Here is a 12,572-nt window from a genome sequence, read left to right as displayed (position 1 = left end):
GAACAGTGCGTTCCCCCTCTGGCGCCCCGCTCGTGTCGTAGGCGAAGTCATGATGGTGACGGTCGGCGGGTGAACTGCGCCGATCTGGGCATGTTCGCACGGATCCACGCGGACCCACGACTAGCCTTGCAGCGACAGCAAGGGAGTGCGATGAGTCAACTGGTCGACAAGGTCGAGGTGCGCCCCGGGGTGGGCATGCTCGCACTGTTTCCTTCGATGAACTACAAGGCCTGGTACGCCATCGGTGAGTTTGTCGACAACTCGCTGCAGTCCTGGCGTGCCAACCAGGGACGGCTCGCCGAGGTCGGTGGTGGCACCGCCCGCCTCAACATCGACATCGAGATCGATCGCTCCGGCGGGCGGATCACGGTCACCGACAACGCTGCCGGCATCTACACCGAAGACATCGACCGTGCGTTCACTCCGGCAGCCCCACCGGCTGACTCATCCGGCCTCTCACAGTTCGGCATCGGGATGAAGAGTGCCGCGGCCTGGTACGCCAAGCACTTCGTCGTCACGACGACTGCCCTTGGCGAGGATGTTCGCCGCGAGGTCACGTTCGACATCCCCAGGATCGTCGAGGAGAAGTCCGATCACATCGCCGTCACGACGACGTCGGCGCGGCCCGAAGAGCACGGCACCACTCTCGTCCTCACGGAGCTCAATCATCCGGCACCGACCGGACGAACGCTCGGCAAGATCCGGGACTACCTCTCTTCGATCTACCGCCACTTCATCGCTGACACGCGTGTTGAGATCGTCGTCGCAGGTAAGAGGCTCAGCCACTCGACACCTGACTTCCTCGTCGCTCCGCGATGGAGCACCCCTGACGGGGACGCGGAGACCTGGCGCAAGGACGTCGCCGTATACCTGGACTCCGGGCGCACCGTCTCCGGTTGGGCGGGCCTGCTCGCGAAGGGCGATACAGCGGGGGCAGGGTTCGCTCTCCTCTACCGAGACAAGGTCGTGCAGGGCGCCGGTGGCGCCGCCAGAGACTCTGACGGGTACAAGCCGGTCAAGGTCTTCGGGCGCGGCAACTCTTTCGAGTCGCAGCGACTGGTGGGCGAGCTCGACGTGTCCCAGATCGAAGTGACTCACACCAAGGACTCGCTCATCTGGCACGACGACGAGGAAGAGGAGTTCCTCGAGAAGCTTGGCCAGGAGCTCGAGTCCGAACCACTCCCCCTGCTCAAGATGGCGCGGAACCACCGCACCACGGAGCGTGGCCGCACCATCCAGACCACCGTGCGAGACATTGTCGAACAGGTCGCCCAGGCAGTTGCCCAGCCCATCCCAGAGGTTGAAGACCCCCCGGACGAGGCCGCCGCGCTCAACGCTCTGCCCGCCTCCCCGCCGATCGAGGAGTCGGTCGTTCTCGACGACACCGAGTGGGACGTCCTCGGCGAGCGCCTCACGATCTCCGTCATCGACAACCCCGCTGACTCCACGCACTGGATCCGCGTCCGTCAGGAGGACGGTGTCGCCGCCTGGACCGTGACGGTCAACCGGGCCCACAGCTTCACCCAGTCGTTCGCCTACCTGCCAGGAATGGATCTCGAGCCGGTCCTGCGTCTTGCAGTTGCGATAGCGCTGGCACAGATCAAGGCAGAGCGGAGCGGAGCGCGGGAGCCCCGGTTCATTATCGCTGAGCTCAACCGCGTCCTTACCGGCCCCCTCGCGAAGAAGGCAGCGCTATGAGCACCGTGCACGCCGACATTTGGGCACCAGAGCCGGGCCGAAAGCTGCAAGACCTGCTCATGCGTACGGGCCTCGCGCCGGACGAACGAACCCGCCTTGAGAAGGAGACGCTCCGCATCCTCGGCCGGTGCCGCGCCCCTCGGTGGGACGACGACGGGGCATCTGCCGAGCTCGTCGTCGGAGCCGTCCAGAGCGGCAAGACGCTCTCGTTTACGGGGCTCATCGCGGCCGCGCACGACAACGGCTACCCGCTCGTTGTAGTACTTGCGGGCACCAAGACCAACCTGCGCGACCAGACCTATGAACGCCTCGTCCGGGACCTGGCTATGAACGGCAATGGTCGCCTGCCAAGCTGGCATCCGGTCAACGACCTCAAGCCGACTGATGCGCAGAACATGCGAGCGAGGGTCCAGCAGTGGAAAGCGTCGAAGTCTGCTGCCACTCGTGTGACGACTGTCGCCGTCGTCCTCAAGAACCACGCTGCTCTGCGTCGCGCACGCACCGTCCTGAGATCGGTGCTCGCCGCGAGTCCTGGGGCTCCGGTTCTGTTCATCGACGACGAGGCGGACCAGGCTGGCCTCAATGTCGCCCGTCGGCGAGGAGACGAGAGCTCGACCTACCGTTCGATCCGACTGCTTCGCGAGACGGCGGACAACCATTCCTACGTGCTGTACACCGCGACGCCACAGGCGCCCCTCCTGATAGCCCTGGAGGACACACTGTCCCCTCGCACGGTAAGCGTGCTCCAGGCCGGGGACGGCTATGTCGGCGGCGCGATGCTCTTCGAGGAGCGCATCGACCAGTTCGTCCGCGAGATCGATGACGACGCCCTTGACGACCAGTCGATCAGTCCGCCGGAGTCGCTCGAACGAGCCGTGGCGACCTATCTCCTGGCAATGGTCGTCGCACAGCTTCGCGGTAGCCCCCTCCCTCTGACGATGCTCATCCACCCCTCGTCAGGCACCGACCTGCACCGCGCGTATGAGATCTGGACGCACGGGATCATTGGCCGCTTCGACACATCTCTCACCGACGGCGACCCTGTCCTCAAGCAGCAGGTCGTCGACGAGATCTTCCAAGCTGCGTACGACGACCTGGCGACCACCGACGGACACGTCGTCGACGACGAGATCGTCCCGCTCGACAGGCTCGTCGACATGCTCGGAGACGACGGATATCTCCAGGCGGTCATGGTCCGCGTCGTCAACAGTGCTGCTGGCAACGAGATCACGTCGAGCGAGTGGCCCCAGGCGCCGGGATGGATCGTCATCGGCGGGAACAAGCTTGACCGCGGGTTCACGGTCGAGAACCTCGCAGTGACGTACATGCCGCGTGGTCCTGGCGTCCGGAACGCCGACACCGTCCAGCAGCGAGGTCGCTTCTTCGGCTACAAGCTTGGCTACCTCGACCTGCTGCGCGCCTGGATGAATCCGGACACTGCGGATGTCTTTCGGGTGTACGTCAGGCACGAGGACGCGATGCGCTCGGCGCTCGGCGAGCTAGATGCCAACGGCGAAGAACTCTCGACCTGGCGGCGATCGATTCTCCTCGACGCCGGGCTCAACCCCACGCGGCGTGAGGTGGTCCGTCTCGATGTCGACGACATCGACCTCTCTGGTTGGTCACTCATCCAGACACACGTCTACGGTGAACCGACGGGACCGAAGCCCGAAGGTCGTTCGCTCCTTGACGGGCTCCGTGCGACGGCGGTAGCCGACGACCGGGACAACCGTCCTACTGGCCGGAACGCCACGCTCCGCACCACGTGGACGAGCATCGTCGAGATCCTCGTCGACTGGCGTATCACCGCCGACGAGAAGGACCGTCTCTACGCGATAGTTCTGGCCCTCGGCACCATCGACGACGAGATTCCCGTCGACGTCGTCTTCATGGACGGCGGAGCCACCCGCGACCGTGGCCCCGCAGGCATCTCGAGGGCCGAGCTCGAGAAGGCGGGCTGGGACCTCGACGAGATCGACGACGTCGAGTCGCTCGAGATCGGCAACCTGATGCAGGGCGCCAACCCGGCGGACGGAAGCGTCTACCCCGGCGACCGCGCCTTCTGGGTGGCCGACGCCGTCACCGTCGAAGTTCACGAGCTCGCAGTAGAGGCCGGACACGGGACCCGCTCCCGTGCGACCGCTCTTGCGATCCATGTCCCGAGCACGTTCAGTGACCGGGTCATCCTCCAAGCTGATTGACCACATCACACAAGTTGGCCGGAGGGCTGGTGTCGCCGACGCAAAGAGGACCGGCGGTTGGTCCGTGCCCACACCCCTGTCATCACTACAGTGACGGCTGTAGTGATGACTGTGAACTACAGTGTGGCGCCCATGGTTGCTGACACCCGACCGGAGCGGACTCTCGACGAGCAGATCATCGAAGCGCTGACCGATGGACCGGAGCTGTCGGTCCACGAGCGTGCGAGGCCGCCTCGGGACTACTGCCAGGTCGACTCACTGCTGATGACCGTGTCTTTCCATGGCCGAGGGTGCCATCGTTGTCGCCGCGCCGCCTCCGAGCAGGAGTCGAGAACATCTACTCTCCCGTTCGGCGACGCGACGGCCTCTCGACGATGCGAAATGTGGCGCCGCCTCTGATTGCCTCGTTGTCGAGTGGTGGTTCCGGCCGATCGGCGGGGACGTCGTCGCAAATCGGCAACGCCGTGCGCGCGGATCGGCAGTGACGATCGAACGGAGAACGTCGGGCCCCAGCGCGGCGAAGGGTCCACACCGTCCGGTGCGGACCCTTCGTGCTCGGAGTTGTCGACAACTGGAGCCCAGTATTGGCGGCGTCCTCGACGCTGTCCTTAGGCGTCGTCAGCCTTGTCGGCCGCGGCCCCCGCGGCGTCCTCCGCCGCCTCGCGGGCCTTCTTGCCGGCGTCGCCGAGGTCGTCCTTCGCGTCCGCGGCGGCGTCCTTGGCGGTCGACGCTGCGCTGCGGGTGGTGCTGCGGGCGCGGCTGGTGGCCTTCTTGGCCGCGTCCTTGGCGTCGGAGACGGCGTCGCTGACGCGGTCGCTGACGTCGTCACGCACCTCGGCGGCACGCTCGGCGAGCTTGTCGGTCGCCTCGCGGCCCTTCGCGACGGCGACGCCCGCGGCCTCGCCCAGCGACTCGGCGGCGTCCCCGACGGCGTGCCGTGCGCCGCCGACGACGTCGTCGAAGTGGACCTGCTGCTCCTCCTGCTCCCACGGCTCGGCCCAGGGGTCGGTCGTGGGCTGGGCACGGCGGTAGAGGACGTAGCCGACGCCTGCGGCGGTGACGCCGCCGGCGATCCACCAGAGGGTGCGGCCCTTGCCCTTCGAGGCGTCGGCCTCCGCGGCCTTCGCCGCTGCCTTGTCCGCCGCGGCGGCGAGCTTGGCCGCCGCCTTCTCGGCCGCCTTGTCCGCGTGCTTCGCGGCCTTCTTGCCCGCCTTGCCCGCGGCCTTCTGGGCCTGCTTCGCGGCCTCCGTGGCAGCCTTCTGCGCCTCCTTGGCGAGCTTGCGCGCCTTCTTGCCGGTCGCGGCCGCCGTGGCCGCGGACGCGGCGGCGGTCGCCTCGGCCGCGTTGTCCGCCGCGCGCTGGGCGGAGTCGGCGGCGCTGGCGGCAGCGGCGTTGAAGCTCGCGACGATCTTCGGCAGCACGTCGTCGACGAGCTTGTCGTGCGCCGTGTCGATGGCGGGTGCGGCCTTGCCCGCGGCCTTCTCGACGCGCGGCGCGGCGGCCTGGATGCTGTCCTGCCACGCCTTCTCGACGCGCGGCTGGAGCCACTCGAGGAACGCCTCGACCTTGGGCGTCCCCCACTCCTTGGCCTGCACCGCCGCGTCCTTGGCCTGGTCGGCGAGCTGGCTCGCGGCGTTCTGCGCGGTCACGGCGGCCTGCGCGGCCTGGTCCTTGAGCTTCTCGGTGTCGATCGACTCGAGCGTGTCCTTGACGGAGTCGCTCGCTGAGCGAGAACGGGTCATGCGTGCTCCCCGGGGTCGTCGTCCGACGGGACGAAGGGCGGATGCGATGGGCGTTTCCGACCACTCTGCCACCACCGTGCCCGCCCCGCGAGACATCGCGTCCGACGGGTCGCGCGCGGGTCTCGTGGGAGGATGGTGCCCATGTTCGCAACCCTCCACACGACCGCAGGTGACATCCGGATCGAGCTCCTGCCGAACCACGCCCCGAAGACGGTGGCGAACTTCGTCGGGCTCGCGCAGGGCACCACGACGTGGTCCGACCCCCGCACCGGCGCAGAGCGCACCGAGCCCTTCTACGACGGCCTGATCTTCCACCGCGTGATCCAGGACTTCATGATCCAGGGCGGCTGCCCGCTGGGCACCGGGACGGGCGGCCCCGGCTACACGTTCAACGACGAGATCCACCCCGAGCTGCAGTTCGACCGTCCCTACCTCCTGGCGATGGCGAACGCGGGCCTGCGCCGCAACCCGGTCACGGGCGAGGTCGAGGGCACCAACGGGTCGCAGTTCTTCATCTCGACGGTCCCCACCACCTGGCTCAACGGCAAGCACACGATCTTCGGCGAGGTCGCGGACGACGCGTCCCGCGCGGTGGTCGACGCGATCAACACGACGCCGACCCGCCCGGGCGACCGCCCGCAGGAGGACATCGTCATCACGTCGGTCACCATCGAGGACTGACCATCTCGACCACACCTCCCGGGCCTCCCGGCCCGCCCTCGTACGGGACGGCCGGACCGCACGACGGTCCCGCCGTCCCGCCCGTGTGCCCGCGGCACCCGGACCGGGTGTCGTACGTGCGCTGCCAGCGCTGCGGCCGCCCCGCGTGCCCCGAGTGCCAGCGCCCGGCGGCCGTCGGCGTGCAGTGCGACGACTGCGTGCGCGAGGCGGCCCGCCAGACGCCGACCCAGCGCACCGCGCTCGGCGGCACGGTGCGCGGCGGCCCGCCGGTCGTGACGTTCACGATCATCGGCCTGTGCGTCGTGAGCTGGATCCTCCAGCTCGTCACCGGGGGCGAGTGGACCCGCCTCTGGTGGTTCGCCCCGGTCATCGGCGAGGCCGAGCCGTACCGCTTCCTCACGTCGGCGTTCCTGCACTCGACGAGCCCTGTCCACATCCTCTTCAACATGTACGCGCTGTGGGTGACGGGGCCGTTCCTCGAGCAGATGCTGGGTCGTTGGCGTTTCGTCGCGCTCTACCTGCTGTCGGCTGTCGGCGGGTCGGTCGGCTACCTCGTCCTGGCCGGCGGCCCGACGTCGGAGGGGTGGTACCAGCCTGTCGTCGGTGCCTCGGGCGCCGTGTTCGGGCTCTTCGGCGCGATCCTGCTGGTGCTGCGCAGGACGGGCCGGAACGCGATGCAGATCGTCGTGCTCATCGGCATCAACTTCGCGATCGGGCTCTTCTTCACCGGCATCGCGTGGCAGGCGCACCTCGGCGGGCTCGTCGTCGGCCTCGTCCTCGGGGCCGCGTACGCGTACGCACCGAAGGAACGCCGCACCCTGGTGTCCGTGGGCGCGACGGCGGTCGTCGCCGTGGGGCTCGTCGTGGCGGCATGGCTGACGTACGCCTCGGCGGACCAGCTCGGTCACCTCGTCGGGTGACCCCCGGGCGGCCCGTGGAGAGTTATCCCCAGGGTTACTCACAGGTGTGGAACTACGCCGGTGTCATTCCCCGAACCGGCACACGTCGACCCGAGCGCCGCGCGCACGAGGCGCGCGGCCGCCGTCGGGCCGCTACTTCCAGCGTGTGGTGAGCGCGAAGCCCGCGATGATGAACGCGAAGCCGACGCCGAGGTTCCAGGCGCCCAGCGGCGGGATCGGGAGCTGCTTGGGCCCGCTGAGGTAGAACAGCACGATCCACGCCAGCCCGAGGAGCATCAGCCCGAGCATCGTGGGCACGAGCCAGCGTGGGTTGCCCGACTCGGGCTTGGGCACGCTCGGCGGGCGCTGCGGCTTGGGCTTCTTGCGCGACTTCGACTCGGGCACGAGGGTGGGCTCCTGTCCTGGTGGGGTCCGCTGCCGACGGCGTCGGGACGCACCGCGGGAGCGGACGCCTGCCGTCGTCGTGCAGGAACCGTGCATGGCTCGGGCGAAGGTCGTCGACGCGCCGCGAGGCTCCGTAGGAGCACGGGTCCGTCACGATCGTGGACGACGTTCGTCGACTAGCGTAGTGGGCGCACACAATAGGCACGGACACCGCGCGCGGGCAACGGCCCTGTCGCGGCGACGACGACACGACAGACGCACGGCAGAGACACGTCGGAGAGACGGTCGACGCCCTCGTCCGCCCAGGAAGGAGACGGTCGCGTGAGCAGCACCGGCCCCGCCTCCGCGACGCCGGACGAGCCCGCAGCACCCCCGCGCTCGCGCCGGGTGCGGTCGGCCGTCACGGTCGCGCTCGTCCTCGCCCTCGCCGGCGTGATGTTCACGGCGAACGCGCGCCTCGCGCGGGGCGACGACTCGCGTCACCCCGAGAACCTCGCGCAGCTCGTCGACCGCGAGTCGGACCGCGTGGCGGACCTGTCGGCCCAGGTCGACGCGCTCACGGCGGAGATCGCGGGACTGTCGCAGACCGGAGACGCCCCGGCCGGCGTCGACCCCGACCTCGCCTCGCGCACCGCGGTCGCGGCCGGCACCGCGGCGGTCAGCGGCACGGGACTGTCCGTCTCGCTCGACGACGCGCCCCCGGAGGGCAACTACCCGCCGCAGATCCGCCCGGACGACCTCGTCGTGCACCAGCAGGACATCCAGTCCGTCGTCAACGCGCTGTGGGCCGGCGGGGCGGAGGCGATGACGCTGCAGGGCCAGCGCGTCACCGCGACGTCGGCGTTCCGCTGCGCGGGCAACATCCTCCTGCTGCACGGGCGCGTGTACTCGCCGCCGTACGTCGTGGAGGCCGTGGGTGACCCGGACGCGCTGCGCGACGCCCTGGAGCGTTCGCCAGGCGTGCAGGTGTACCAGGAGTACGTCGACGCCGTGAACCTGGGCTGGTCCGTCGAGGACAGGACCGACCTCGAGCTCCCCGGCTACCAGGGCGCGCTCGAGCTCCGCTACGCCCGACCCTCCGACGCGGTGGCGTCGTGACGGCCACGGCCCCCCCTCCGGTGCGGCACGCCGGGCGGCGCGGTTCCGGCCGCGGCGCCGTCTCGACGGTCGTCGGCGTCGTCGGGGAGCTGCTCATCACGCTCGGGATCCTGCTGGGGCTGTACGTGGTGTGGCAGCTCTGGTGGACGGACGTGCAGGCGGACCGCGTGCAGGCGCACGTCCTTGAGGAGATGGACGCGCCCACGCCGGACGCCGCGGACGTCGCGACGGCCGTGCGCCGGGACGAGCCGCCGGTCATGGCGCCGCCCGCGCTGGGCGAGGTGTGGGGCACGCTCTACGTGCCGCGCTGGGACGGCAAGATGATGCCGATCGCCGAGGGGACGGACAAGCGCTCGATCCTCGACCAGGGCCAGGCCGGGCACTACCCGGAGACCGTCATGCCGGGTGACGTCGGAAACTTCTCGCTGGCCGGGCACCGGCAGACGTACGGCAAGATCTTCCACGACGTGGAGGAGCTCGAGATCGGTGACCCGATCGTCGTGGAGGCCGGCGGCGTCTGGTACGTGTACCGCGTGGACCACATGCAGGCCGTGAAGCCCGACCAGGTCGAGGCCGTGGCGCCCGTCCCGTGGCAGCCCGGCGTCGAACCGACCGAGCGGTACCTCACCCTGACGACGTGCCACCCGATCGGGCTGAACTCGCTCGTGGCGCGGTTCATCGTCAACGCGAAGCTGGACTACTGGATGCCCGTCGAGGACGGCACCCCGCCCGACCTGGTCGGTCAGACGGCTCCGGCCGCGGAAGGGAGCGCGTGATGTACGGGGCGCTGTGGCGCGTGCTGCCCGGGCCCGCGTGGGTCCGGGTGCTGATCCTGCTCGTCCTCGCGGCCGCCGTCGTGCTCGCGTGCTTCGAGTGGCTGTTCCCGATCGTGTCCGAGTACATGCCGTTCAACGACCCCAACATCCAGACCGACGCCACCGGCGCAGCGTCCGTGGAGGCCCCGCGATGACCCACCAGACCCGCATCCTCGTCGTGGACAACTACGACTCGTTCGTCTACACGATCGTCGGCTACCTCGACCAGCTCGGCGCCGAGACGGTCGTCGTGCGCAACGACGCGGTGCCCGAGCCTGACGCCGAGGGGCGGTTCCACGACGCCGACGGCACCGTGTTCGACGGCGTCCTCGTCTCCCCCGGGCCCGGGACGCCCAAGGAGGCCGGCCAGAGCGAGCAGGTCATCCGCGCGTGCGCGACCTCGCGCACCCCGATGCTCGGGGTGTGCCTCGGCCACCAGGCGCTGGCCGAGGTGTACGGCGCGACGGTCACGCACGCGCCCGAGCTCATGCACGGCAAGACGAGCCTCGTCGAGCACGAGGGCGAGGGTGTCCTGGCCGGGCTGCCCGCCCCGTTCACCGCGACGCGCTACCACTCGCTCGCCGTCGTGAGCGACACCGTGCCCGCCGAGCTCGAGGTGACCGCCTCGACCTCCGGCGGCGTCATCATGGGCCTCCAGCACCGCGACCTGCCCCTGCACGGCGTCCAGTTCCACCCCGAGTCCGTCCTCACGGAGGGCGGCCACCGCCTGCTCGCGAACTGGCTCGAGGCCTGCGGGCTCGCCGACGCCGTCGAGCGCTCGACGGGCATGGCGCCGCTCGTCAGGCAGTAGCCGGATCGACCGGCGGCGCCTCCCGGGCGCACGGACGGCTGCCGTGCCGACCACCACGCCTGAACACCGCTCCCGCTGGACGACGACGGGCCCCCACCTCGCGAGGTGAGGGCCCGTTCGTCAGGGGGTGCCGGGTGACGGCTCAGCCGTCGTTGTTCCCGCCGCCGCCACCTCCGCCGCCGGGGCCACCACCGTTGTCACCCCCGGTCGACGGGCCGGGGCCGGTCGAGACGATGAGCGAGACCTGGGTGCCGACGGGGACCTCGGAACCACCACGCGGGTCGGAGCCGATGACCGTGCCGGCAGGCCACTGGTCGGACTCCTGGGTCTGTCGGGTACCCACGTTGAGCTCCGCACCACCGAGCGCGTCCGTCGCCTGGGCCTCGGTCATCCCGACGAGGTTGGACGGGACGGTCGTCGTCTCTGCGGCACGCGGGATCGCGACCTTGAGGGTCACGCGCGAGCCCTGCGGGACGCTCCCGGCGTTGGGCTGCTGCGAGAGGACCTGGTTCTCGGCCTCGTCGGACTCCTCGTCGCTCCGGTCGACCCCGAGGCCGAGGGCCTCGATCGTCGACTTCGCGGCGTCGAACTGCTGACCGGTGACGTCGGGCAGGGCGACGAGCCCGCTCGACACGAACAGGTTCACCGTCGACCCGGCGGGCACGGACTGGCCCGCTCCCGGATCGGTCCTCGTGACGGACCCCTTCGCGACGTCCGGGGAGTCCTCCGTGGCGACGTCGCCGACGTTGAGGCCCGCATCGGTGAGGTACTGCCGCGCCTCCTCCTGGGTCTTCCCCTTGAGGTCCTGGAGCGTGACGGCGTCGGGTCCCTGTGAGAAGAAGGCCGTGACCGTCGATCCGAGCTCCTGGGTGGTGCCGCCCGCCGGATCCGTCTTCGTGAACGTGTCGGCAGGCTCGGTCGACTCCTGGTCGATGGCCTGCGCGTACTCGAAGCCGGCGTCGGTGATCGCCTTCTCGGCCTCCGCGGGCGTGATGGGTGCCGAGAGCGTCGGGACCGTGCCCGTCGTCGGCTCCTCCTCGCCCTGGCTGTTGATGACGAGCATCGTGATGATCGCCGCGAGGGCGAGCACGCCGATCGCGATGAGGGTCCACATGAGGCCCTTGCGGCTCTTGGGCTCCTCCTCGTCCTCCCCCGGGACCTCGGACCCGGGCGGGACGGCCGGAGCCACGCTCGTCGCCCACGGGTTCGGGGCGGCGGCCGCGGGGGCCATGACCTGCGTGGCGGACTCGACCATCGTCGGCTGGAGGTCGGCGGCCGCGGCAGCGGCACCCAGGCCGGCCGCCGCGGCGGCGACGCCGAGCGAGGGGGCCGTGATCGCCCCGCCGCGCACGGCGTTCTCCAGGTCGGCGCGGAACTCCGCGGCGTTCGAGTAGCGGGCCGTCCGGTCCTTGGCGAGCGCCTTGAGCGTGATGCGGTCGAGCACCTCGGGCACGTCCGGCGCGACCGCGCTCGGCGTCGCCGGTGCCTCGCGCACATGCTGGTACGCGACGGCGACGGGCGAGTCGCCGATGAACGGCGGCCGACCGGTGAGCAGCTCGTAGAGCAGGCAGCCGGTGGAGTACAGGTCGGAGCGCGCGTCGACCGTCTCGCCGCGCGCCTGCTCCGGCGAGAGGTACTGCGCGGTGCCGATGACGGCCTGGGTCTGCGTCATCGTCGCGGCCGAGTCCGCCATCGCGCGGGCGATGCCGAAGTCCATGACCTTGACGGCGCCCGTGGGCGTGATCATGACGTTCGCGGGCTTGATGTCGCGGTGCACGATGCCGGCGTGGTGGGAGTACTCGAGTGCCGCGAGCACGCCCGCCGTGATCTCGACCGCCTCGTCGATGGGGACGGCCTGGCCGTCGCGGAGGATGTCGCGGACGGTGTGGCCCTCGACGTACTCCATGACGATGAACGGGACGTGCACCGAGTTGCCGGTGGCGTCCGCGTGGACGTCCTCGCCCGTGTCGTACACCGCGACGATGGCCGGGTGGTTGAGGGACGCCGCCGCCTGCGCCTCGCGGCGGAAGCGCGCGAGGAACGTGGGGTCGCGGGCGAGGTCGGACCGCAGGATCTTGATCGCGACGGTGCGACCGAGGCGGTTGTCGTGCCCGATGTGCACCTCGGCCATGCCACCACGGCCGATGAGCTCACCGACCTGGTAGCGCCCGGCAAGCACTCGGGGAGCGTTGTCCACCACTCATTCGTCCTTCGGTGTCGTC

General features: G+C 70.0%; 11 protein-coding genes. 8 read left to right on the top strand and 3 right to left on the bottom strand.

The annotated features are described in order from the left end of the window. Nucleotides 1–150: 150 nt before the first annotated feature. Nucleotides 151–1,698 carry an ATP-binding protein gene (locus NF338_RS00460; protein ID WP_264028982.1) on the top strand — a complete coding sequence of 516 codons (1,548 nt, stop codon included), beginning with the start codon at nt 151–153 and terminating at the stop codon, nt 1,696–1,698. Further along, a complete protein-coding gene (locus NF338_RS00455) occupies nt 1,695–3,899 on the top strand; it encodes a Z1 domain-containing protein (protein ID WP_264028981.1) in 2,205 nt (734 codons plus the stop codon). Before NF338_RS00460 ends, NF338_RS00455 begins: the two co-directional genes overlap by 4 nt. Nucleotides 3,900–4,507: 608 nt before the next feature. Here NF338_RS00455 and NF338_RS00450 read toward each other — a convergent pair. Further along, nucleotides 4,508–5,641 (bottom strand): hypothetical protein, encoded by a 1,134-nt coding sequence (locus NF338_RS00450; RefSeq protein WP_264028980.1) that lies wholly within the window; start codon nt 5,639–5,641, stop codon nt 4,508–4,510. A 141-nt stretch (nt 5,642–5,782) separates the two neighbouring features. On the opposite strand from NF338_RS00450, the gene NF338_RS00445 reads away from it, so the two are divergent. Together NF338_RS00445 and NF338_RS00440 are read left to right on the top strand one after the other, a co-directional pair. Then, the gene (locus NF338_RS00445; RefSeq protein ID WP_264028979.1) at nt 5,783–6,322 is read left to right on the top strand and encodes a peptidylprolyl isomerase; all 540 of its coding nucleotides are present in this window, start codon (nt 5,783–5,785) and stop codon (nt 6,320–6,322) included. Nucleotides 6,323–6,429: 107 nt separating this feature from the next. Continuing rightward, nucleotides 6,430–7,242: a rhomboid family intramembrane serine protease gene (locus NF338_RS00440; RefSeq protein WP_318782928.1), complete on the top strand. Its 813-nt coding sequence runs from the start codon at nt 6,430–6,432 to the stop codon at nt 7,240–7,242. A gap of 132 nt (nt 7,243–7,374) precedes the next feature. On the opposite strand, the gene NF338_RS00435 is transcribed toward NF338_RS00440, so the two are convergent. Further along, entirely contained in the window at nt 7,375–7,626 is a 252-nt protein-coding gene (locus tag NF338_RS00435) for a cell division protein CrgA (protein ID WP_087470436.1), read from the bottom strand. Between the two features lie 321 nt (nt 7,627–7,947). Here NF338_RS00435 and NF338_RS00430 point away from each other — a divergent pair, with 321 nt between their 5' ends. Genes NF338_RS00430 through NF338_RS00415 form a run of 4 tightly spaced genes read left to right on the top strand, consistent with a single transcriptional unit; the run spans nt 7,948 to nt 10,350 of the window. Then, nucleotides 7,948–8,724 carry a DUF881 domain-containing protein gene (locus NF338_RS00430; protein ID WP_244286321.1) on the top strand — a complete coding sequence of 259 codons (777 nt, stop codon included), beginning with the start codon at nt 7,948–7,950 and terminating at the stop codon, nt 8,722–8,724. Beyond that, nucleotides 8,721–9,500 carry a class E sortase gene (locus NF338_RS00425; RefSeq protein ID WP_264028977.1) on the top strand — a complete coding sequence of 260 codons (780 nt, stop codon included), beginning with the start codon at nt 8,721–8,723 and terminating at the stop codon, nt 9,498–9,500. Before NF338_RS00430 ends, NF338_RS00425 begins: the two co-directional genes overlap by 4 nt. Beyond that, the gene (locus tag NF338_RS00420) at nt 9,500–9,694 is read left to right on the top strand and encodes a hypothetical protein (protein ID WP_264028976.1); all 195 of its coding nucleotides are present in this window, start codon (nt 9,500–9,502) and stop codon (nt 9,692–9,694) included. Before NF338_RS00425 ends, NF338_RS00420 begins: the two co-directional genes overlap by 1 nt. Continuing rightward, nucleotides 9,691–10,350, top strand: a complete 660-nt coding sequence (locus NF338_RS00415) for an aminodeoxychorismate/anthranilate synthase component II (protein ID WP_264028975.1) — start codon at nt 9,691–9,693, stop codon at nt 10,348–10,350. The genes NF338_RS00420 and NF338_RS00415 overlap by 4 nt, the downstream gene beginning before the upstream one ends. A gap of 142 nt (nt 10,351–10,492) precedes the next feature. Here the strand turns inward: NF338_RS00415 and pknB are convergent, their stop codons facing one another. Continuing rightward, a complete protein-coding gene (gene pknB / locus NF338_RS00410; protein ID WP_264028974.1) occupies nt 10,493–12,550 on the bottom strand; it encodes a Stk1 family PASTA domain-containing Ser/Thr kinase in 2,058 nt (685 codons plus the stop codon). Nucleotides 12,551–12,572 lie beyond the last annotated feature (22 nt).

The organism is Cellulosimicrobium sp. SH8, from assembly GCF_025818875.1.
In the GTDB taxonomy this organism is placed as follows: Bacteria; Actinomycetota; Actinomycetes; order Actinomycetales; family Cellulomonadaceae; genus Cellulosimicrobium; species Cellulosimicrobium cellulans_D.
The sequence above is the reverse complement of the archived record's forward strand: the minus strand, read 5'-3'. Positions and strand labels throughout refer to the sequence as shown.

What these genes read in the sequence shown, in the direction of transcription:
- NF338_RS00460 (WP_264028982.1), top strand. Translation starts at nt 151, where the DNA reads ATGAGTCAACTGGTCGACAAGGTCGAGGTGCGCCCCGGGGTGGGCATG.
- NF338_RS00455 (WP_264028981.1), top strand. Translation starts at nt 1,695, where the DNA reads ATGAGCACCGTGCACGCCGACATTTGGGCACCAGAGCCGGGCCGAAAG.
- NF338_RS00450 (WP_264028980.1), bottom strand. Translation starts at nt 5,641, where the DNA reads ATGACCCGTTCTCGCTCAGCGAGCGACTCCGTCAAGGACACGCTCGAG.
- NF338_RS00445 (WP_264028979.1), top strand. Translation starts at nt 5,783, where the DNA reads ATGTTCGCAACCCTCCACACGACCGCAGGTGACATCCGGATCGAGCTC.
- NF338_RS00420 (WP_264028976.1), top strand. Translation starts at nt 9,500, where the DNA reads ATGTACGGGGCGCTGTGGCGCGTGCTGCCCGGGCCCGCGTGGGTCCGG.
- NF338_RS00415 (WP_264028975.1), top strand. Translation starts at nt 9,691, where the DNA reads ATGACCCACCAGACCCGCATCCTCGTCGTGGACAACTACGACTCGTTC.